The organism is Desulfolutivibrio sulfodismutans DSM 3696, from assembly GCF_013376455.1.
GTDB classification, from domain to species: domain Bacteria; phylum Desulfobacterota; class Desulfovibrionia; order Desulfovibrionales; family Desulfovibrionaceae; genus Desulfolutivibrio; species Desulfolutivibrio sulfodismutans.
Genome location: NZ_CP045504.1, coordinates 2,971,482 through 2,991,421 on the forward strand (window position 1 = coordinate 2,971,482; position 19,940 = coordinate 2,991,421).

At 65.9% G+C, this 19,940-nt stretch carries 17 protein-coding genes; 11 read left to right on the forward strand and 6 right to left on the reverse strand.

Annotated elements, in window-relative coordinates; genetic code table 11:
- Window positions 1-85 precede the first annotated feature (85 nt).
- From ercA to GD606_RS13560, 4 genes are all read left to right on the forward strand, one after another.
- Entirely contained in the window at window positions 86-1,255 is a 1,170-nt protein-coding gene (gene ercA, locus GD606_RS13545; protein WP_163301190.1) for an alcohol dehydrogenase-like regulatory protein ErcA, read from the forward strand.
- Window positions 1,239-3,965, forward strand: a complete 2,727-nt coding sequence (locus GD606_RS13550; protein ID WP_163301191.1) for an EAL domain-containing protein — start codon at window positions 1,239-1,241, stop codon at window positions 3,963-3,965. Before ercA ends, GD606_RS13550 begins: the two co-directional genes overlap by 17 nt.
- Window positions 3,966-4,039: 74 nt before the next feature.
- Window positions 4,040-5,200, forward strand: a complete 1,161-nt coding sequence (locus GD606_RS13555; RefSeq protein ID WP_163301192.1) for an MltA domain-containing protein — start codon at window positions 4,040-4,042, stop codon at window positions 5,198-5,200.
- Window positions 5,197-5,616 carry a hypothetical protein gene (locus GD606_RS13560; protein ID WP_163301193.1) on the forward strand — a complete coding sequence of 140 codons (420 nt, stop codon included), beginning with the start codon at window positions 5,197-5,199 and terminating at the stop codon, window positions 5,614-5,616. The genes GD606_RS13555 and GD606_RS13560 overlap by 4 nt, the downstream gene beginning before the upstream one ends.
- A 73-nt stretch (window positions 5,617-5,689) precedes the next feature.
- Here GD606_RS13560 and GD606_RS13565 read toward each other — a convergent pair whose 3' ends face one another.
- The 3 genes from GD606_RS13565 to hflK form a co-directional block, all read right to left on the reverse strand.
- Entirely contained in the window at window positions 5,690-5,968 is a 279-nt protein-coding gene (locus tag GD606_RS13565; protein WP_163301194.1) for a hypothetical protein, read from the reverse strand.
- 241 nt (window positions 5,969-6,209) lie between these two features.
- The gene (gene hflC, locus GD606_RS13570) at window positions 6,210-7,058 is read right to left on the reverse strand and encodes a protease modulator HflC (protein ID WP_163301195.1); all 849 of its coding nucleotides are present in this window, start codon (window positions 7,056-7,058) and stop codon (window positions 6,210-6,212) included.
- Between the two features lies 1 nt (window position 7,059).
- Window positions 7,060-8,160 carry an FtsH protease activity modulator HflK gene (hflK, locus tag GD606_RS13575; protein WP_163301196.1) on the reverse strand — a complete coding sequence of 367 codons (1,101 nt, stop codon included), beginning with the start codon at window positions 8,158-8,160 and terminating at the stop codon, window positions 7,060-7,062.
- Between the two features lie 97 nt (window positions 8,161-8,257).
- On the opposite strand from hflK, the gene GD606_RS13580 reads away from it, so the two are divergent.
- From GD606_RS13580 to GD606_RS13605, 6 genes are all read left to right on the forward strand, one after another.
- Window positions 8,258-9,625 (forward strand): phosphomannomutase/phosphoglucomutase, encoded by a 1,368-nt coding sequence (locus GD606_RS13580; RefSeq protein WP_163301197.1) that lies wholly within the window; start codon window positions 8,258-8,260, stop codon window positions 9,623-9,625.
- A gap of 67 nt (window positions 9,626-9,692) precedes the next feature.
- Complete coding sequence (locus GD606_RS13585; protein WP_163301198.1) at window positions 9,693-9,935, forward strand: AbrB/MazE/SpoVT family DNA-binding domain-containing protein; 243 nt, start codon at window positions 9,693-9,695, stop codon at window positions 9,933-9,935.
- The gene (locus tag GD606_RS13590; protein ID WP_163301199.1) at window positions 9,907-10,356 is read left to right on the forward strand and encodes a type II toxin-antitoxin system VapC family toxin; all 450 of its coding nucleotides are present in this window, start codon (window positions 9,907-9,909) and stop codon (window positions 10,354-10,356) included. The genes GD606_RS13585 and GD606_RS13590 overlap by 29 nt, the downstream gene beginning before the upstream one ends.
- A gap of 140 nt (window positions 10,357-10,496) precedes the next feature.
- Complete coding sequence (locus GD606_RS13595; protein ID WP_163301200.1) at window positions 10,497-11,822, forward strand: efflux RND transporter periplasmic adaptor subunit; 1,326 nt, start codon at window positions 10,497-10,499, stop codon at window positions 11,820-11,822.
- A 14-nt stretch (window positions 11,823-11,836) separates the two neighbouring features.
- Window positions 11,837-12,571, forward strand: a complete 735-nt coding sequence (locus tag GD606_RS13600) for an ABC transporter ATP-binding protein (protein ID WP_163301201.1) — start codon at window positions 11,837-11,839, stop codon at window positions 12,569-12,571.
- On the forward strand, window positions 12,528-13,820 hold the full coding sequence (locus GD606_RS13605) for an ABC transporter permease (RefSeq protein WP_246298794.1): 1,293 nt from the start codon (window positions 12,528-12,530) through the stop codon (window positions 13,818-13,820). Before GD606_RS13600 ends, GD606_RS13605 begins: the two co-directional genes overlap by 44 nt.
- Before the next feature lie 6 nt (window positions 13,821-13,826).
- On the opposite strand, the gene GD606_RS13610 is transcribed toward GD606_RS13605, so the two are convergent.
- Both GD606_RS13610 and GD606_RS13615 read right to left on the reverse strand, forming a co-directional pair.
- Window positions 13,827-15,212 (reverse strand): class I SAM-dependent methyltransferase, encoded by a 1,386-nt coding sequence (locus tag GD606_RS13610; protein WP_163301202.1) that lies wholly within the window; start codon window positions 15,210-15,212, stop codon window positions 13,827-13,829.
- Between the two features lie 79 nt (window positions 15,213-15,291).
- A complete protein-coding gene (locus GD606_RS13615) occupies window positions 15,292-17,049 on the reverse strand; it encodes a sensor histidine kinase (protein ID WP_163301203.1) in 1,758 nt (585 codons plus the stop codon).
- A gap of 177 nt (window positions 17,050-17,226) precedes the next feature.
- Between GD606_RS13615 and rlmD the strand changes: the two genes are divergently transcribed.
- Window positions 17,227-18,597 carry a 23S rRNA (uracil(1939)-C(5))-methyltransferase RlmD gene (gene rlmD / locus GD606_RS13620; protein WP_163301204.1) on the forward strand — a complete coding sequence of 457 codons (1,371 nt, stop codon included), beginning with the start codon at window positions 17,227-17,229 and terminating at the stop codon, window positions 18,595-18,597.
- A 138-nt stretch (window positions 18,598-18,735) separates the two neighbouring features.
- On the opposite strand, the gene GD606_RS13625 is transcribed toward rlmD, so the two are convergent.
- The gene (locus GD606_RS13625; RefSeq protein WP_163301205.1) at window positions 18,736-19,671 is read right to left on the reverse strand and encodes a hypothetical protein; all 936 of its coding nucleotides are present in this window, start codon (window positions 19,669-19,671) and stop codon (window positions 18,736-18,738) included.
- Between the last annotated feature and the right edge of the window lie 269 nt (window positions 19,672-19,940).

The following is a 19,940-nucleotide window of genomic DNA, read 5'->3' on the forward strand; positions in this document are numbered from 1 at the left end:
TGTTCCCGCTGCATGAGGCTATGCAAGATAATACATTATCGTGATTGCGCCAGAGGTCTCGGCCATCTTTGAGGGGAAAGCGTCCATGCCGGAACATGCGTTGTCGAGGGAATGGAAATTCGTGGCCCCGGAGATCGTGTTCGGGCCGGGCTGTCTGGCCAGGGCCGGACGCTTTGCCGCGAACCTGGGCATGGAGCGGGCGCTTCTGGTCACCGACCCCGGGGTGGCGGCCGCCGGGTGGGCCGGAAAGGCCAGGGACAGCTTGGCCCAGGCCGGGGTGGCCGTCGAGGTTTTCGACCAGGTGACCCCCAATCCCCGGGACCATGAGGTCATGCGGGGGGCGGCGTTTTATCGGGAGCGCGGCTGCGACGGCATTGTGGCCGTGGGCGGCGGAAGCCCCATGGACTGCGCCAAGGGCATCGGGCTGGTGGCCGAATCCGGCCGCCATGTGCTGGAATTCGAGGGCGTGGACCGGGTGGACGCGCCGAGCCCGCCCCTTTTGTGCGTACCCACCACGGCCGGGAGTTCGGCCGACGTCTCACAGTTCGCCATCATTCTGGACACCGCGCGCGGGGTCAAGATCGCCATCGTGTCCAAGGCCGTGGTTCCGGACGTGGCCCTGGTGGACCCGGCCGCCACCGTCACCATGGACCCCGGGCTGACCGTGAACACCGGGCTCGACGCCCTGACCCACGCCATGGAGGCCTACGTCTCCAACGCCCACCAGCCCCTGGCCGACCACCTGGCCCTGGAGGCCGTGCGCCTGGCGGCGGCAAACCTGGAGCGCGTCCGGGACTGTCCCGGCGACCTCCTGGCCCGGGAGCGCATGATGCTCGGCAGCATGTACGCCGGGCTGGCCTTCTCCAACGCCATCCTGGGCGCAGTTCACGCCATGGCCCATGCCCTGGGCGGGCTTTTGGACCTGCCCCACGGTCTGTGCAACGCCATCCTGCTCGACCATGTGGTTGCTGCGAATTTTTCGTCCGCCCCGGGGCGGTACATGGCCCTGGGGCGGGCCATGGGGGCGGCCATCCCCGGGGACGCCCCGGCGGACGAGGCCCGGGAGCTGGTGGTGTCGGCCCTGCGCGGCTTCAAGGCCCGGCTGGGGGCGGTGGTGTCCCTGGGCGAACTCGGCGTCACCCGGGCGCATCTTCCCGAACTGGCCCGGGCGGCTGCCGCCGACCCCTGCCTGGCCACAAACCCACGGTCCTTGGGCGTTTCGGACATTGCGGCCATCTATGAACAAGCGCTTTGAGGGGGATGCCCCCCTGACCCTCCGCGACGAACTGATCGGGCTTGGCGAGCGGTCCTCGCGCAAAAGTTTTTATCCGGAGCTCAAAAAACGCCTGGGAGAGTTGGAACGGACCAGCCTCCTGCTGGATCAGGCCCCGGACGCCGTCCTGCTTATGGCCTGGGAGAGGTTGTCCATCCTGGAGGCCAACGCCGCCGCCCTGCGCCTGCTCGGGAAGTCGCGGGACGAGGTGGTCGGCGAAAGCGCCCTGGTTTTTTTCCCCATGCTTGAGAAGGTCGTGGCCAAGGATGCGGTTCCAGGGCGCGAGGCCCTGCATCTGGCCGAGATGATCGCCGCCGATGGCGCGGTCTTCGAGATCTCCCTGTCCCGGCAGACGGTCAATGGGCGGCTCTACGGCATGCTCATGGCCCGCGACGTCACCCAGCGCACCCGCATGCAGGAGGAGCTCAACCAGCGGGTGAGCGAATTGACGCTCCTCAACGAGGTCGGTTTCCGCCTGGCCTCGTCATCCACCGTGGACGCGGCCATAAAAAATATCGTGGAGTCCATCGAACGGGCCATCCAGACGGATATGATCCTTTTTTTTCTCAAGGAAGGGGGACGTCTGATCCTGCGGGCCCACAAATCGCACGATCCCGATTTCGACATCAAGGCCTTCAGCGACCATGTGGTGGACCACTGCCTGTGCGGGTCGGCTGCGGCCAACGGCATGGCCCTGTACTCCGGCGATATCGACGCCGATCCCCTGTGCTCCCGGCCGGAGTGCAAACGCGCGGGCATCCGGTCCGCAGCGGTCCTGCCCTTGCGGCTTTTCGGGGAGGTGCGGGGGGTCATCGCCCTGGGGTCGATAACACCCCGCGATTTCCAGGTGCATGGCCCGCTTCTTGAGTCCCTGGCGGCCATTCTGTTCACCGGCCTGCAAAACGCCACCCTCTATCAGGAAGCCCGGGCTCATGTGGAGGAGTTGGGCAACACGGTGCGTTCCCTGCTTGAGGCCGAGCAGGCCCTCAAGATCTCGGAGAGTCGCCTCAAGTTGGCCCTGGAGGCCGCCAACGAGGGGTTGTGGGACTGGAACGTGGCCTCTGGAGAGGTCTATTTCAGCCCCGGATATTACCGCATGCTCGGGTTTGAACCCGAGGCCGTCGCCTCCACTGTCGAAGGCTGGATGGGCCTGATTCATCCCCACGACGTGGAGCTGGTCAAGCGCCTGGAGGTGGAGCACCTTGGCCGCCACAAGGAAAAGTACGAATTCGAATTTCGCATGCGCGACGGTTCCGGGGACTGGCGCTGGATTTTGTCCAAAGGAAAGGTGGTGGAGCGCGACAGGCAGGGGAACGCCCTGCGCGTGGTGGGCACCCACTCGGACATAACGGCCCGCAAGGAGATGGAGGGCCGCCTGCGGCACATGGCCCTGCACGACGCCCTCACCGGGTTGGCCAACCGGACCCTGTGCCTGGAACGCATTGAACGGGCCGTGGCCCGGGCCAAGCGGCATGAAGAGTCCAAGTTTGCCGTGCTTTTTATCGATCTGGACCGCTTCAAGGTCATCAACGACAGCCTGGGGCATCTCTTCGGCGACCAGGTGATCATCCAGATCGGCAACCGCATCAAAAACTGCGTGCGCGAGGCCGACACCGTGGCCCGGCTCGGCGGCGACGAGTTCCTGGTGGTCCTGGAGGAGCTGGAATCGGGGCGGTTTCCGGTGCAGGCCATCAAACGCATCCGGCAGGCCATCTGCGAGCCCATCATCTGGGAGGGGCGGGCCATCCAGGTCACGGCCAGCATCGGGGCCGAACTGTGGGCAGGGCTTCGGGCCGACGCCCAGGAGGTCATCCGCAACGCCGACCTGGCCATGCACTGGGCCAAGGCCAAAGGCCGCAACCGGTTCAAGGTCTTCACCGAACGCCTGTTCCGGCATGCCGTGACCCGCATGACCCTGGAGCGGGACATGGACCATGGGCTGGCCAGCGGCGAATTTTTCCTGGTCTTCCAGCCTATCGTGGAACTGGGGGCGGACGGCGGGAAGGATCGCATCCGGGGCCTTGAGGCGCTCATGCGCTGGCGGCATCCCGAGCGCGGCCTCATCTCCCCCTCGGAGTTCATCCCCATTGCCGAGGAGACGGGGAAAATCCGGGAATTGACCAGCCTGGCCCTGACCCTGGCCTGCCGCACCCTGGCTGGCTGGCGGTCCCGGCTGCCTGCGGCGGCGGACCTGTACATGGCCGTCAACGTCTCGGCCAAGGATCTGTTGCGCTCGGACCTGGCCTCCGTGGTGCGGCACGCCCTGGAGACCTTCGTCCTGCCGCCGGATCGGTTGCGTCTGGAGGTCACCGAGACCGCCGTCATGCAGGTCGGGGGGGCGAGCCTGGCCTTTTTGGGAGAGTTGACGGCTCAGGGGGTGCGCCTGTCCCTGGACGATTTCGGCACGGGGTATTCCAGCATGAGCCATTTAAGCCGCCTGCCCGTGGACATCCTGAAAATCGACCTGGGCTTCGTGCGCATGATGGACCATGGCCCGCGCCATCTGGAGATCGTCAAGACCATCGTGGATCTGGCCCACAACCTGGGCATGCGCGTGGTGGCCGAGGGTGTGGAGCATCCCCGCCAGCGGGAAACCCTGTTCCGGCTCGGGTGCGAATACTGCCAGGGCTATCTCTTCGCCCGGCCGATGCCCGCAGACGACATGGAGGCCCTTTTGGCCGCCCGTCTGTGACCGGGACGCGCCGCCCCGGCCCGATTGCCTTTCCCCTGCCCCGTGGATAGTCTGCCCGAAAAAAGGAACCCCCCATGAGATATTTCGTCGCCGGGCTGTGTCTGATGGCGGCCTTGGCCGCCTGTTCGCCAACCTCGCCGGTCCAGCCTGCGGACACGCCCCCTGACGTCCCGCGCACGGCCGCCGTTCCAGCGCCCGCGCCGTCCGACGATCAGCGGCCCTGGCATGTCCGGCTGTCTCCGGCCACCCAGTCCATCGCCTCCTACGAATCCATGCGCCCGGCCATCCGGGCCAGCCTGACCCATCTGGCCGGAAAGCCCGAATCTGGCACGGCCATGGTCGTGGGCGACGTGGCCCTGACCTACGGCCAGCTCAAGACCACCCTGGAGCGTCTGGACTCGCTTCTGCCCGAGCTGGACCGGGATCCGACCCGGCTGGCCGAGCATTTCGCCTGGGTCACCGCCGACGAGCAGGCCCTTTTGACCGGCTACTACGAACCCTGGCTGGAGGCCTCGCTGACCCCGCATCCGAACTATCCCCATCCCCTCTACAGCAGCCCCGGAAAGGGGCGAAAGCCTTCCCGGGCGGCCATCGACTTCGAAGGCGCGCTTCGGGGCAAAGGCTATGAACTGGCCTGGGCCAAGAGCCTGATCGACGTCTTTTTCCTCCAGGTGCAGGGCTCGGGTCGGCTGCTTCTGCCCGACGGATCCACGAAAAACGTGGTCTACGGCGGCTCCAACGGCCACAAATACGTGGCCGTGGGCCGGGTGTTGGTGGAGCGCGGGGACATCGCCGAGGAAGAAAAAAGCATGCAGCGCATCCGCCGCTTCTTTGAGGAGCATCCGGACAAGGTCCAGGAGGTGCTGTCCAAAAATCCCAGCTACATCTTTTTCAAGCTGGCCGAAAAGGGCCCCGTGGGCGGCATGGGCGTGGTGCTGACCCCGTACGTCAGCGCGGCCACGGACCCGTCGTTTCTACCCTACGGCGCGCTTTTGGCCGTGGACGCCATGCTGCCCGGCTTTCCCGAGGGATCGGCCCCCGAGCGCTTTACCGGGTTGCTTCTGGCCCAGGACACGGGCTGCATGAAGGGGCATCATGTGGATCTTTTTTGCGGCGCGGGCCACAAGGCCGCCTTCCAGGCCGGGCATATGAAGGACACCGCCGCCATCCGGGTGCTGGTGGCCCGGGAGGCCCTGACCCCCGGCCAGGCCGCAACCCTTGGAGCCAGGCCATGAACTCCGACATTTTCGCCTACCTGGACGCCTGGACCCATGACCCGCGCCGGGTCAAACCCCTGTTCGCGGCCTTGGCCACGGCCATGGCCGGGTGCGGCGCGGCCTTGGAGCTGGTGGTGCGCCAGGGGATCACCACCAGCCTGCGGGCCTCGTTCCCCGGGCCGCAGGCCGGACCCCGGCCCCTGTTCGCCCTGGCCGACGTGGTGGAAGACCCCCAGGGGCGTTTTTTGTCCGTGTGCTTCTACGATGACGAGGTGAGCGATCCGGAAGAACTCGGCCAGTCCGTGCCCCGGGGCCTTTTAAACGAAGACGCCCGCTGCTTCGACATCGAGGCGCCGGACCCGGAGGTCCTGCCCTATCTCGCGGCCCGTCTGGCCGAGGCGGCAGACGCCTGGACGCAAAAAAAGCGGCCGTGATGCCGCTTTGTTGGGGATACAAATCCCTTGGCCCGGGCGGGCCATTTTCGAGGAGGGCGCCTTCGGGGCGTCCCTAGAAGCGAGCCGTGCCGAATCGGGTGTCCGATACGGACCTTTCCGTCCGCTTGGGCAGGGGAAGCCGCGCCGCCAAATCCGGCACGGGGCTGATCCCCCGGAATTCCTCTTCCCGGGGCTTGAGGGGCTTGGGGTCGAAGGATTGGGCGGCATGGGCCGAATCCCGGCCCAATAATTCCCGGATCGTCGACTCTCCCCCCACGCTCCATTCGCCGCCTTTGACGCACAACGCGGCGAAAAGTCCCGCGAAAAGGAAGAACTTCAGGGAGTAACTCATCCTGCCTTCTCCTTGTTGTGAGCCGTTTCGCCGCAGGAGGCCGAGGTGTAACGCGGCGCGGGTGGCGTGAGAATCCTTCTCACCGCACTCTCCCGCTGGGCCTAAACGGATTCCGGGGCTTTGGCAACCCCGGCCATGTGAATTTTTGTTTATGTTTTCAAGGCCGACCGGGGCCATGGGGAGCGCGTCGGTCGGCGCAGCGGCCCGGTCCCGGCGAGACGAAAGGAACCGGGCCCCGGACTCAGCGCATGTATTTGAGAAACTCTCCCGACGGGGTCAGGATCATCCGGGTGTTTTCCGCTGTCGCGGCCCGATAGGCCTCCAGGCTGCGCACAAAGGAATAAAACGCCGGGGCGCCCTTGAGGGCATCGGCAAAGATCCCGGCGGCCTCGGCGTCGCCCTCGCCGCGCAGCACGTCGGCCTTGCGCTGGGCCTCGGCCACGATCACCGTACGCTCCCGGTCGGCGGCGGACTTGATCTTGTCCATCTCCTCCTGGCCTTCGGAGCGGTACAGCTTGGCCTCGCGGATGCGCTCGGAGCGCATCCGGTTGAAGATGGCCTGCTCGTTCTGGGGCGGCAGGTCCGTGCGTTTGATGCGCACGTCCACCACCTCCAGGCCGTAGGGGGACAGCAGCTCGTTGGTCTTGGCCGTGACCAGGGCCATGATCTCCGGGCGCTTTTCCGAGACCAGCTCGTGCAGCGTGAACCGTCCGAGCACCACGCGCAGTTCGGCGTAGATGATGTCTTCAAGCCGGGCCTGGGCCCGTTGCTGGGTGCGCAGAGTGCGGTAGAACTGGAGCGGATCCGTGATCCGCCACCGGGAATAGTTGTCCACGACCATGGTCTTTTTGTCCTTGGTCAGGATCTCGGCGGCCTTGGTGCCGTAATCGAGGATGCGCGCATCGAAAAAAAGCGCGTTTTGCACGAAGGGCAGCTTGAAATGCAGTCCCGGTTCCTTGGTGTCGCCCACGGGTTTGCCCAGTTGCAGCACAATGGCCCGCTCGGTCTCGTCCACGACAAACATGCTTTGGCTTATGCCCACAACCGCGACCACGGCCACGACGATCAGGATGATGGAGGTTTTGCCCATATCAGTTCCCTCCCTCCTGGCGCACGGTTTTCCCGGCCTCGGCCTCGGAACGCGGCGCGCGGCGCGACCCCGGCTCCAGGGGCAGATACGGCACGGCCTGCTTGAGGGCCTCGTCGGAAAGGATGATCTTGTCCAGGGCCGGATTTTTCAGGATCGCCTCCATGTTCTCCAGGTACAGGCGTTCCCGGGTCACGTCCGGGGCCTTGGCGTATTCGGCGGCCAGGGCGGCGAAACGGGAGGCCTCGCCCTTGGCCTTGCGCACGGATTGGTCCTTGTAGGCCAGGGCTTGGTTTTCCATGGCGGCGGCCTGGCCCCGGGCCTTGGGCAGGATGTCGTTTCGGTAGGCCTCGGCCTCGTTGACCAGCCGGACCCGGTCCTCCCGGGCGCTGGCCACGTCCTTGAAGGCGTCGATGACGTCGCGCGGGGGATGCACGTCCTGGAGCTGTACGGCCACCACGTCGATGCCGCTTTCGTATTTGTCCATCATGCGTTGCAAAAGGGCCATGGAGGCGATCTGGATCTCCACCTTGCCGTCGGTCAGGGCGGAGTCGATCTTGTCGTTGCCGATGACCTCGCGCATGGCCGCCTCGGCGGCGTTTTTGAGGGTCTCGTCGGGGCGGTCCAGGCGGAACAGGTAGTTGATGGGGTCGCTGATCTGATATTGGACGATGAACTGCACGTCCACGATGTTCTCGTCGCCCGTGAGCATGAGCGATTCCTCGGGAACGTCGCGGAACTGCTGTCCCTGCCCCTCGCGGTTGCCCACGGTGCGGAAACCGACCTCGATGCGCCGCACCTGGGAGACCTTGGGCGTCTGGACGGTCTCGATGGGGTAGGGTAAATGATAATGCGGCCCAGGCCCCGTGGAATAGGCATAGGCCCCGAAGCGCTGCACCACGCCTGTCTCGTCGGGCTCCACGATGTAGATGCCGCTGGCCAGCCACAAGACGGCCACGGCCAGGGCGATGATCTTGGGCCCGCCGGGAATGCGGCTTTTAAAATCCACAAGGCGTTTGAATTCGTCTCCGATACGACCGAAGTCCGGAGGCGGGGGCCCTTGCCGACGTTTTTGCTCCTGGAGCTTTTCCCAATCCCAATTCATGCATCTTTGGATAGGGAAGAACTCGGGTTAGGTCAAGGAGAGTTCGATTTTCTTTTATTTCGGGAGATTGGTTTCAAAAAAGGGTGAGGGAGGCGTCGTGAAGGACATCCATGCGGGGGTTTTTCGGGCCTACGACATTCGCGGCGTGGTGGGCGAGGATTTCGACCCCCAGTGGGTTTCGCGCCTGGGGCAGGCCGTGGGAACCTCTTTCCGCCGCAAGGGGCTTTCGTGCGCCGTGGTCGGCCGCGACTGCCGGGAGAGCTCGCCGGAATACGAGGCCCGCCTTGCCTCCGGATTACTTTCCGCTGGCGTTGATGTCATTGTTTTGCATATGGTTCCGACACCTGTTTTGTATTACGCAATAAAACAGCTTGGAAAACACGCCGGGGTCATGGTCACGGCCAGCCACAATCCGCCGCAGTTCAACGGTTTCAAGATCTGGGCCGGGGAGGGGACCATCCACACGGATGAGATCGCCGCCATCTTCCGGATCATGGCCGCCGGGGATTTCGCAACCGGCCGGGGCCTTTTGTCGGAGCACGACATCGCGCCCGCCTACCTGGAGCGCGTCACCCGGGACATCAGGCTGGCCCGGCCGGTGTCGGTGGTCGTGGACGGCGGCAACGGCGCGGCTGGGCCGCTCGCCGTCGCCGCCCTGCGCCGGGCCGGGGCGGTGGTCACGCCGCTTTTTTGCGAACCCGACGGGACGTTTCCCAACCACCATCCCGATCCGGTGGTGGAGAAAAACACGCGCCAGTTGGCGGCGAAGGTTCGCCAGACGGGCGCGGATTTCGGCGTGGGCCTGGACGGGGACGGCGACCGGCTGGGGGTGGTGGACGAAAAGGGGGAGCTTCTTTTCGGGGACCGGCTCCTGGCGCTTTTCGCCCGGGAGGTGCTGGCCGAACATCCCGGGGCCACGGTCATCGGCGAAGTCAAGTGCAGCCATCTGCTGTACAAGGACATTGCGGCCCACGGCGGCGCGGCCGTGATGGGGGCGGCCGGGCATTCGCTCATGAAGGACGCCATGCGGCGCACAGGGGCGCTTCTGGCCGGGGAGATGAGCGGGCACCTTTTTTTTGCGGATCGCTATTACGGCTTTGACGACGCTACCTATGCGGCCCTGCGCCTGGCCGGGATCGTCAGCCGCTCGGCCGGGCCGGTGTCGGAGATGCTGGCCGACTGGCCGGAGACGGCCAGCACCCCGGAGCTTCGCGTGGACTGCCCGGACGCGGTGAAGTTCGCCGTGGTCGCGCGGGCCATGGCCCATTTCCAGGGCACGGCCGAGATCGTCGACGTGGACGGGGTGCGGCTGGTTTTTCCCGACGGCTGGGCCCTGCTGCGGGCCTCCAATACCCAGCCCGCCCTGGTTTTGCGCTTCGAGGCCGAGACCCCGGCCCGGCTGGCCGAGATCCGCCATCTGGTGGAGGCGCCTCTGGCGGAGTGGATACGCGAGGCCGCAGGATGACTTGCCTTGCCCGCTCGTGCGCATTAGATGGAAAAAAACATGAGGAAGCCTTCCTCAAGGAACCGCCATGTCTCGCATGACACAGGACGGGCAAGTCACGTTGCCGCTCGTTGTCCGCCGCAAACTGCGTTTGCGCCCGGGTGACGGCGTTCGGTTCCGCGTGAGCGGAGAAACGATCTTCGTGGAAAAAATCTTTCGCTCCAAGGCGAATCTGCGTGACTATCTCGGATTCCTTGGACATCTCGAAGGCCGGGAGCCTGATGCCCTTGTGACGGAGATGCGTGGTGGGATCGATCAACTCGGCGATTGACACCAACGTCTTGCTCGACGTGCTCATCCCGAATTCGCGGTTTGCCCTCGCATCCCTGGAATGTCTGGAATCAGCCGCAAAGGAAGGTTCGTTACTCGTCGGCGAAATGGTCTTTGCCGAACTTTCCGCTCATTTCCCTACGTTAGCGGCGCTTCGTGGATTTCTCGAAGCCGGAACCATCGCCTACGTCCCATCCGACCATGTCGCGCTGCATGAGGCGGGCATGGCCTGGAAAACGCTGTGTACGCGGCGTGACGCGCAAAATGCCGCAATACCACGTCACGTCGTTGCCGACCTCCTTATCGGTGCGCACGCCCGCAGACATGCCCACAGGCTCATCACCCGGGACAGGGGGTTCTATCGCGATTATTTCCATGGACTGACGATTCTGGATCCAAGCGTTGCCCAGCCGCCGCGGTAACGTCTCCAGGCCGCGCTCCCGGTCCTTTACATCCGGGGCGAATCATCGCATCCTTGAAGCATATCGGCATGACGTTTTCAGCCTGAGCGGCGCGGCAGGCACCCATTCCCGCGTTCCCCCTCATCATACGGATTGACCGCATGCGCAGCAAAAAATTCTGGATCATCTTCGTCCTGTGTCTGGCGGCCGCTCTCGCGGCCTGGACATATCTCGGCGGCAAGGACAAGGCCCCCAAGGTTCTGGCCGAGGCCGAGGTCCGCACCGGCAAGGTCCGCAAGGTCTTGGAGGCCACGGGCATCATCAAGGCCCAGGTGGGGGCCATCATCAAGATCGGGGCCCGGGCCACGGGAACCATCGAGGACATGCGGGTCAAGGTGGGTGATACGGTGCGCGCCGGGCAGGTCATCGCCCTGGTGGACTCCCGGGAGGACCGCTCCCGCCAAAACGAGGCCACGGCCCGTCTGGAGCGCACCGAGGCCGAGCTCAGGCAGGTGGTCGAGGTCTATCCCAAGCGCATCGCCGAGGCCGAGGCCGAACTGGCCCTGTCCCAGGCCAAGCACGACTACGCCGCCACCAACCTCACGCGCCAGCAAAAGCTTTTCGCCCAGGAACTGGTGTCCCGGGACGTCCTGGACCAGGCCCGGCGCGACGCCCTGGTGGCCAAAAACGAACTGGCCGCCCGGGAGGTCACGCTCTCGCGCACCAAGACCGAATTCGAGAAGGAGCGCATCAAGGCCGAACGCTCAAAAGAGGAGGCCGAGGCCGCCCTCAGCACGGCCGAGACCAAGCTCACCTATTCGCGGGTCATAAGCCCCATCGACGGCGTGGTGTCGAGCGTCACCGTGCAGCAGGGCGAGACCGTGGTGGCCGGGCTCCAGGTGGCCAACCTGATCACCGTGCTCGACCCCACCCGGCTGGAGATGTGGATCTACGTGGACGAGACCGACGTGGGGCAGGTGGCGCCGGGCATGCGTGTGGAGTTTCGCGTGGACTCCATGCCCGGGGAGCTTTTCTCCGGGACCGTGGACCAGATCTATCCCTCCCCGGAGATTCGCGACAACATCGTCTATTACCAGGCCCTGGTGCGCCTGGACCCGGACCAGTCCCGGAAGCTTCGCCCGGAGATGACCACCCACTGTCAGATCGTGGTCGAGGAGAAAACAGACGTGCTGGTCATTCCCAACGCGGCGCTCAAATGGGTGGGCAACACCCAGGTGGTGTTCGTGGTGGAAGGCCAGGGTCGGGTGCGCGAGACGCATCCCGAACTGGGGCTGGCGGGCTTAAACGAGACCGAGGTGGTCTCCGGATTGAACGCCGGGGACAAGGTGGCGGTGCAGATTGTGTTGCCGGGCGCCCCGCGTCCGGCGACCGGATCCGGCCAGGGCGGCGGTTCCGGAGGATCGGGCGGCTCGGGCGGTTCCGGTGGGTCTGGCGGCCGTCCCGGCGGTTCCGGGCCGGGCCGGTAGGCGGGGGGACAGCCATGGCCGATTCCCCGTCCCCTCCCCCGTCCTCGACGCTCCCTGCGACGCCCCCCGGGGCGGCCGCCGGGCCGGTGGTGCGCCTGGAGGACATCTCCAAGAGCTATCTCCTGGGCGACGTGCGCTCGCACGTCCTTCGCGACGTGACCCTGTCCATCGCCGCCGGGGAGTTCACGGCCATCCAGGGGCCGTCGGGGTCGGGCAAGTCCACGCTTTTGCATATCCTGGGGCTTCTCGACCGGCCCACGTCGGGAAATTATTTTTTGTGCGGCGAAAACGTGGCCACTCTCGACGACGACGCCCTGTCCGCCCGGCGCAACGCCACCATCGGCTTCGTCTTTCAAAGCTTCTACCTCATCCCCTACGCCACGGCCCTGGACAACGTGCTGTTGCCCGGCATGTACGCCGACACCCCCAAACACCTCCTGCGCCAGCGCGGCCTGGCCCTGCTCGAGCAGGTGGGCCTGGCCGACCGGGCCGGGCACAAGCCCTCCCAGCTTTCGGGCGGCCAGCAGCAGCGTGTGGCCCTGGCCCGGGCGCTGATCAACAACCCCGACCTGATCCTGGCCGACGAACCCACGGGCCAGCTCGATTCCAAGACCGGCGAGGAGATCATGGCCCTTTTGGCGGACATCAACGCCCGGGCCGGAAAAACCGTGCTGGTGGTCACCCACGACGACGCCACGGCGGCCCATGCCCGGCGCAGGATACTGGTCCATGACGGCCGGGTGGTCTGAGGCCGCGCATGCGGCCCGCCTGACCTGGCGCAGCCTGGGTATGGCCGTGACGGCCATCCTGGCCCAGAAGCTGCGCGGCGTGTTCGTGGCCAGCGCCGTGGCCCTGGGGATTGCGGCGCTGACGGTCATCGTGGCCTCGGTGGACGGGGCGCGGCAAAAAGCCCTGGAAATCGTGGAGTGGTTCGGCCCCAATGCGGTGATGGTCCTTGGCGGGGACATCGAGAACCGGCCCGTGGGCCAGCGCGTCCTGACCCTGACCTGGGACGACTCCCGGGCCATCAGCCGTTCCCTGCCCGGGGTCATGGCCGTGGTTCCCATGCGCTCCAAGGCCTCGGTGGTCTTGCGGCACGAGGCCAAAAACGTGGTGGTCCCGGTGGTCGTGGGGGCCACGGAAAACTATGCCGACACCTGGGACTGGCCCCTGGACGAGGGCCGGGATCTGACGCTTGAGGACGTCGAGCGGTCGGCCAAGGTCTGCCTCATCGGCGACGCCCCGGCCAAGGCCCTTTTCGGCGACGCCTCCCCCCTGGGCAAGACCATCCTGGTCCAGGATCTGCCGGTGCAGGTGGTGGGGCGGCTGGCCTACCGGGGCTTCACGGGCGGCGGCGGGGACACTTCGGTGGACGACCGGATCATCCTGCCCATCACCACCCTGACCCAGCGTTTCAACATGGACCGCAAGTATTTCCGGGGGCTTCGGGTCAAGTTCTACGACCCCTCGCTCATGGATTCCCATTTGGAGAATCTGAAGTCCCTGCTGCGCCACCAGCACGGCATCGGTCCAGGCGAACCCGACGACTTCTCCCTGCTCTCGGCGGCGGACATCCTGAAGTTTCTGTCGGCCGTGACCGGGGGCATGACCGTCTTTTTGGGGGTCACGGCCGGGGTGGCCATCCTGGTGGGCGGGTTCGTGCTGGCCAATCTCATGTATTTGAGTGTCAGCGAGCGCCGGGAGGAGATCGGGCTGCGCAAGGCGCTGGGTGCGCCGGGATGGGCGGTGACGGTGCAGTTTTTGTGCGAGGCCTGCGTGCTGACGGTGGTCGGGGCGGTTTTGGGCATCGGCATCGGCATTGGACTTGGGGAGATCCTTTCCAGCCTGGGGCTGCTCAAGCTCGTACTGACGCCGAAAATCCCCCTCCTGTCGCTTACGGCGGCGCTTGGCATCGCCCTGGTCTTCGGGCTCAAACCGGCCCGCAAGGCCGCCGCGCTGGACCCCATTGAGGCCCTGCGCGGGGGAGGGGAGGGCTAGGCCGGGTCAGCCCATGGCCCGGGCCTGCTCCAGGACATGCGGCGGCGGCGTGATCCCCCGGTAGGGCGACGGATCGGTTTCGGCCGCAAAAATCTCCTTAAGCACCCGCCGCGCCCCGGCCGCGTCCCCGGCCTTGATCCGGGCCACGCCGCCCTGCAGGCGCATGTTCCACAGGAGGTGGGCCGCCGCGGCGAAATTCTCCAGGGAGATGTCCAGGAAGCGTTGGCAGGCCGTAAATCCCAGGTCGAAACAGCCGATGGCCCGGGCCGGATTCTTCTCGACCTGCAGCGCCGCCATGCCCAGGCCGTAATAGATGCCGAACAGGCAGTAGGGCAGCCTTCCCCCCAGATCCTCGAAGTCCGTCGCCGCCTCAAGCCGTGCCGCCACGGCCGTAAGGTCGTCCAGGTCCAGGCCGTAGGCGGTCGAAACGGCCCGGCGCAGGCTGGGGCCGATGCTCGCGCCCAGGGGGAAAAGCCCCAGGTGCGTCGCCCTGATCATGGCCCGGTACAAAAAACCGATCATCACGGAAGGCTGCCCGGCCAGGCGTCCGGCGGCGTCCATCAGGTATTTGAGGATGACCAGGGGGTCGCGGCGCGGCAGCGGCTCCAGCCGAAACGGCCGGTGCGAGGCATGGGCGATGAGCTGGTGCCCCGATCTTCCCACATGCACATGCTCGAAGGCGAACCGGTCCAGAAGCTGGCGCAGGGCCTGTTCCGAAAAAAGGACCGTGTGGAAATGCGGGGACAAAATCCCCAACAGGGAGGCGGCGTCCGTTTCGGGGCTGACCATCTCGGCATTGGGCGTGCCCAGGATCAGCACCCCGCCCGGGGCCAGCCGGGAGGCCAGCAGGTCTCCGAAGGCGGCCGGATCTCCAACATGCTCCAACACCTCGGAAGTGAAGACCACGTCAAGGCGGGAAGCTTTCAAGGCCGGGATATTTTCCAGATAGTCGTTGGAGATGGCCGCGCCCAGGGCGGCCTTCCCGGCCGTGCCCATACGGGAGGGTTCCACGCCCACGGCCGACCAGCCCAGGACATGGGCGGCGAAATCCAGGGCGAACCCGAAACCGCAGCCCACATCCAGAAAGCGCCGGGAGCCAGGCGCAAGGCGGAGGGAAATCAGGGGTTGCAGGATGCTGCCGATGCCCGCGCCGACCTCGACATAGTATTGGATGTGCCGGTCGGTATAGAGCGCCTCGCTGGCAAGGGGGACGAAGGGATCGTAGAAATGGCTGCCGCACCCGGCACAGGTGTACAGGGAGAGGGTGTCGCCGGTCAGTGGGCTGGTCACCCGCAGTCGCAGGGTCTGGTTGTCGCGTGCGGCGCAGGCCGGACAGCGGGCCGTGCGGCCGGGTTCGTTTTTCCAGACGATCATGGCGGCGCCTTGGTTCATGGGTCGTTTCCCGGCGGCGTCCCGGGGGAGGGCGGGCACGCCGTCGAAGGGGCCTGCGGCCGTCAGGGGGGACGCCGGATCACACCGGCAGCTTCACCGTAAACGTGGTGCCCTTGCCCGGCGAGGAGGCGTAGGCGATTTCGCCCTTGTGATCCTCGACGATGCGTTGGCACACGGCCAGCCCAAGCCCCGTGCCGCTCTCCTTGGTGGTGCAGAAGGGCTCGAAGATGCGCCCGGCCACGTCCGTCGGGATGCCGCCCCCGGTGTCGGACACGCGAAGCACGGCGAAACCGTCCGCGAAATCCGTGGTGACCCGTATCTCGCCGCCGTTCGGCATGGCCTCGGCCGCATTTTTCATCAGGTTGATGAGCACCTGGCGCACCCGGTTGGGGTCGTGGGGCACGGACGGGATGCCCTGACCCGCCTCCATGCGCACCGTGACCTGCCGGGCCTTGAGGCCTTCGGCCATCATCTTCGCCGTCTCCTCCACGGTGGTGTTGATATCCCCGAAATCGATGTGCGGCGGCGCCGGGCGGCTGAAGTCGCGTACCTCGCCTAAAAGGGTTTCCAGGCGTCCGGCCTCCTGCTCGATGATTTTCAGTTTCTCGGCGTCCTTGTCGTTCTCGGGCAGGCGTTTGCGGACCTGCCGGGCAAACCCGGCCATGAGCATGAGCGGATTTTTGATCTCGTGGGAGATGTGGGCCGCCGCCTGGCCGATGGCTGCAAAACGCTCCGAGCGGATGAGCTTTTCCTGGGCCTTGACCAGTTCCTCTTTTTTGCGCTCAACCTCCGTGCCGAGCATCCGGGAAAAGCGCATGGAAAAATACATGGCCACCAGGAACCCGAAAAACACCACGGCCTCGAAAAGCACGACCAACAGCCATTCCCGCACCACCAGCCGTCCGATGAGCCCCTGCACCTCGGTCACCGGGGCGGCCAGACAGACCCCCCAGATGTTGCCCGGGTCGTCTGCGCCGGAGGGGCGCGCCGGACAAAACGCCGCCAGTTTCTTCATCTCCGAGATGACCCCCCGGTGCCACCCGGACATGTACCAGTCCGTCCCCGTCTGGCCCGTAAGGATGCGGTCGCGCAGCAGGCTCTCGATGCGCGACCAGTCCAGGGATGGATTGCGTTCACGTCGGGTCTCGATGGAATGCTGGCCCACAAAGCGGTCCTCGTAGTGGTCCAGGAAAAATCCCTGGTCGTCCACCACCCAGGCGTAGCCCGTGGCCCCGGAACGCACTCCCTGGGCGTATTCCCGGGCCACGGCCATGGCGTCCAGGACAAGGAGGATGGTCCCGGCCATGGCCGGGTCGCCGTCCTGGCCGGGAACTCCCACGGCCATGACCACCACCCGCTTTCCGACGAAAGGCCCGGTGTCCGGGACCGTCACCCGGCCGGTAAAGGCCGATGCGGCCCGGGCCGGGTCGCGGGCGAAGGCCAGGGCCAGGGTCGGATCAATGCCGACGTCGCCCGCAAGCGCCCCGCGGCCGTCGAACCACTGGGCAGGCCCGGCGTCGCCGCTGGCGAAGCCCATGGCCAGCACCTTCCAGTGCTTGAGCATCTGAAAAAACGGCGCGAGGGCCGCAGACGGCTGCGCGGAGTCGGCCGGAGATTGCCGCCAGATGTCGGCAAGGCTGTGCAGGCTGGTTTTGAGGAAGGCGAAATGTTCGTCGATGTCGTCGGCGATCTTTTGGGCCAGGAGCAATTGCTGGCCGTTGAACTGGTCGGTGGCGACCTGTTCGATTTCGTTTTTGGCCCGCCAGCCCATAAAAGCCACCACCGACGTCAGAATGATGAACAGGGCTACGGCGGCAGCCAGAAATTTTCGGGTCATGGTCCCCCTGCCGGTCTTGATCCGGGTTTCTCCCAAGTATCCGGAATCGCCTGATGACGCAACAACGCCGGACCGCGTCCCGCAGGGGTGCGGCCTGGCCCGCCTGCCGCCCGTGCGCTCTTTCCCTTGCCAAGGGCGTCCGGCCCGGATACCCCCCCTCTCAGGGAGACGACACGCATGCACATGGAAAAAGGAAGCATCATCGATATCGAGGTGTCCAAGCTGGCCTTCGGCGGCATGGGGCTGGCCCGGGTGGACGGATTCGTGGTTTTTTGCGACCGGGCGTTGCCTGGCCAGACGGTGCGGGCCGAGGTGGCCAAGGTCAAGAAAGGATTTGCCGAGGCGCGGCTGGTGGAGGTGCTGACCCCCTCCCCCAAGCAGGTCGAGCCGTTTTGCCAACATTTCGGCCAATGCGGCGGCTGTTCGTGGCAGGATCTGGACTATGCCGAGCAGCTTTACTGGAAGCGCGAACAGGTGATCGAGAGCCTGCGCCACCTGGCCGGGATCGCCGAGGCGACCGTGGCCGCGGCCGTGCCATCGCCTGTGACCCGCCACTATCGCAACAAGATGGAATTCGCCTTTGCCGGGGCCCTGCACCTTGGGCTCTATGAGCGAAACGCCCCGGGACGGGTGTGCGATGTGACCGGGTGCGGGCTTTTATCCAAAAAAGGCGCGGCCATGCTCAATGCCGTCCGGGACTACTGCCGGACCTTCGGCCAGCCCGCCTACGACCACAAAACCGGCAAGGGCCTGTGGCGGCACCTGATCATCCGCGAGGCCCAGGCCACGGGCCAGACCATGGTCCAGCTCATCACCTCGCCCCGGGGCGATGCGGCCAAGGCCGCGCAAGGCCTTTCGGATCATCTGGCGGCAGCCTTCCCGGACCTGACCACCTTCGTGCATTCCACCCGGCAGGCCAGGGTCGCCCTGGCCGTGGGGGAGCGCATCGAATCGGCCACGGGCCAGGGGTTTATCGAGGAGCGGTTGGGGAAGACCGTGTTTCGCATCTCCCCGGACTCCTTTTTCCAGACCAACTCCCTGGGCGCCCAAAAGCTGTACGACACGGCCATGGCCGCCGCCGGTCTCACCGGAACCCAGACCGTGTGGGATCTGTATTGCGGTTCGGGGGGCATCGCCCTGTATGCGGCGGCCCGGGCCAAACAGGTCATCGGCGTGGACTCCTCGGCCATGAGCATCCGCGACGCCAAGGCCTCGGCCGGGGAAAACGGGCTGGTCAACTGTGAATTCGTCAAGGGCGACGTGCGTCAAAGCCTGGAGTCGCTGCGGGTCAAAAAGCCCGACGTGGTTTTTCTGGACCCGCCCAGGTCCGGAACCCATCCCGAGGTGCTGGCCGCCCTGCGGCTGCTGCGCCCGGGGCGCGTGATCTACGTCTCCTGCAATCCCTCCACCCTGGCCCGGGACGCCGCCGCGCTTGTCGGCGACTACCGGGTGGATGTGGTCACCCCGGTGGACATGTTCCCCCACGGCCCGCACGTCGAATGCGTGCTGGGACTGGTGCGCGCGGACGCGGCGTCGGCCCGGAAATAAGACCCCAAGGCCGCAACGCCATGGCGGTCGGGCGGTCGGGAGATCGGACGGCGGGGGTGTCCCTGCCGCCGTCGGCCCGGGGGCCACATCGGACAGAAACCGGTACGGCCGGGGGCGTTTCGGAGGGATGGTCCGGGACTATCCGAAAAACAGAAGCCAGAAAAAGGCGCTTTGGCAGGCCAGGGCGGCCACGGCCAGGACCGCCGCCGTGAACAGGGCCCATTTCATGCGCAGGGCGTAGGAGCTAAACGAGGTGATGCCCCACAGGGCCAGGGCCAGGGCCCACAGGGCCAGGGAGGCCGTCATGCTCCAAAAAAGCAGGTCCGAGGCGGCATGGGCCGTCGCAAAGGGCCACAGGCCGTTATAAATGTGGCCCAGGGTGGCCAGATGCACAAGCCCTGCGAAAAATGCCCAGCGGGCGGCCAGCTTCAGGGTGAATCCGTAATAGTCCCGGCCGAAGTCGTCCTTGTTGCGCCGGGCCACCAGATACAGCCCGCCGCAGCCCCCGGCCAGGCACAGGGCCAGGGTCAGGGTCTCCAGCAGGATGGGCCAGAAAAAGGCGTTTTGGGGCGGCACGAAAAAATCCCAGCCCGACAGGGGCAGGGGGGAATGCAGGGAAAAGAGCCGGAAGGTCGAGACCAGGGCGTAGAGTGCGGCGAAAAAGGCCAGTCCCGAGGCGATGCCGATGAGGGAATGGGCGGATTTGCTGTTTTTCATGCGCTGCCACAGGCCCCGGTAGACCAGAAAAAGGATCGCGCCGAAGAAAAGCGGGGCCGCCAGGGGCAAGACGGGCAGGGGCCAGGCAAAGAAAAACGCGGCGCTTTCCGGGGCGGCGAAGGGCAGGGCCACGGCGGCCAGAAGGGTGAGCAAAAAGACGTATCCGCCGCCGAGCAGGGCGAAGGTGGTGGTCTGCTGGCCGAACTTGTCCAGAAAAATCTTGATCCGTTTGGTCTTGAAAAAGCCGCCCGAGGCGCTGACCACTGGCATGCCGGCCGCAGCCAGGGCCAGGGCCAGATGGGGGGCGAGAAGGATCACCGTGACGTAAAAGGCGACATCTCCGACAGGCAGGGGCATGCGATGCGCTCTCCTTGAGTCGTGGGCGGGGTGCGGCGGCGCAACTCCCGGCCTTGCGCCGGTTTTCTTGCCCTAAATCGGGCGGTGATGCAAGACGCATCGGAACCGGCGGGGAAATCCGCCGGACGCGGAAATGAGGCCTGGCGGGGAAAGCGGCTTGCCAATTTTCCCCATGTCGCTTATCCGTGCAATAAGATATGGGAAAAAGGGCGAAAATACCACCTTTCGGCGTGTTGTGCAGGCTCTTGTCCCGGCCGCTTTCGGCGGCG

Excerpts from the sequence above, each read along its gene's own strand:
- GD606_RS13550 (WP_163301191.1), top strand. The coding sequence starts at position 1,239 with ATGAACAAGCGCTTTGAGGGGGATGCCCCCCTGACCCTCCGCGACGAA.
- GD606_RS13555 (WP_163301192.1), top strand. The coding sequence starts at position 4,040 with ATGAGATATTTCGTCGCCGGGCTGTGTCTGATGGCGGCCTTGGCCGCC.
- GD606_RS13560 (WP_163301193.1), top strand. The coding sequence starts at position 5,197 with ATGAACTCCGACATTTTCGCCTACCTGGACGCCTGGACCCATGACCCG.
- GD606_RS13600 (WP_163301201.1), top strand. The coding sequence starts at position 11,837 with ATGGCCGATTCCCCGTCCCCTCCCCCGTCCTCGACGCTCCCTGCGACG.
- GD606_RS13615 (WP_163301203.1), bottom strand. The coding sequence starts at position 17,049 with ATGACCCGAAAATTTCTGGCTGCCGCCGTAGCCCTGTTCATCATTCTG.
- hflC (WP_163301195.1), bottom strand. The coding sequence starts at position 7,058 with ATGGGCAAAACCTCCATCATCCTGATCGTCGTGGCCGTGGTCGCGGTT.
- GD606_RS13585 (WP_163301198.1), top strand. The coding sequence starts at position 9,693 with ATGTCTCGCATGACACAGGACGGGCAAGTCACGTTGCCGCTCGTTGTC.
- GD606_RS13625 (WP_163301205.1), bottom strand. The coding sequence starts at position 19,671 with ATGCCCCTGCCTGTCGGAGATGTCGCCTTTTACGTCACGGTGATCCTT.
- ercA (WP_163301190.1), top strand. The coding sequence starts at position 86 with ATGCCGGAACATGCGTTGTCGAGGGAATGGAAATTCGTGGCCCCGGAG.
- rlmD (WP_163301204.1), top strand. The coding sequence starts at position 17,227 with ATGCACATGGAAAAAGGAAGCATCATCGATATCGAGGTGTCCAAGCTG.
- hflK (WP_163301196.1), bottom strand. The coding sequence starts at position 8,160 with ATGAATTGGGATTGGGAAAAGCTCCAGGAGCAAAAACGTCGGCAAGGG.
- GD606_RS13610 (WP_163301202.1), bottom strand. The coding sequence starts at position 15,212 with ATGAACCAAGGCGCCGCCATGATCGTCTGGAAAAACGAACCCGGCCGC.
- GD606_RS13595 (WP_163301200.1), top strand. The coding sequence starts at position 10,497 with ATGCGCAGCAAAAAATTCTGGATCATCTTCGTCCTGTGTCTGGCGGCC.
- GD606_RS13605 (WP_246298794.1), top strand. The coding sequence starts at position 12,528 with ATGCCCGGCGCAGGATACTGGTCCATGACGGCCGGGTGGTCTGAGGCC.
- GD606_RS13565 (WP_163301194.1), bottom strand. The coding sequence starts at position 5,968 with ATGAGTTACTCCCTGAAGTTCTTCCTTTTCGCGGGACTTTTCGCCGCG.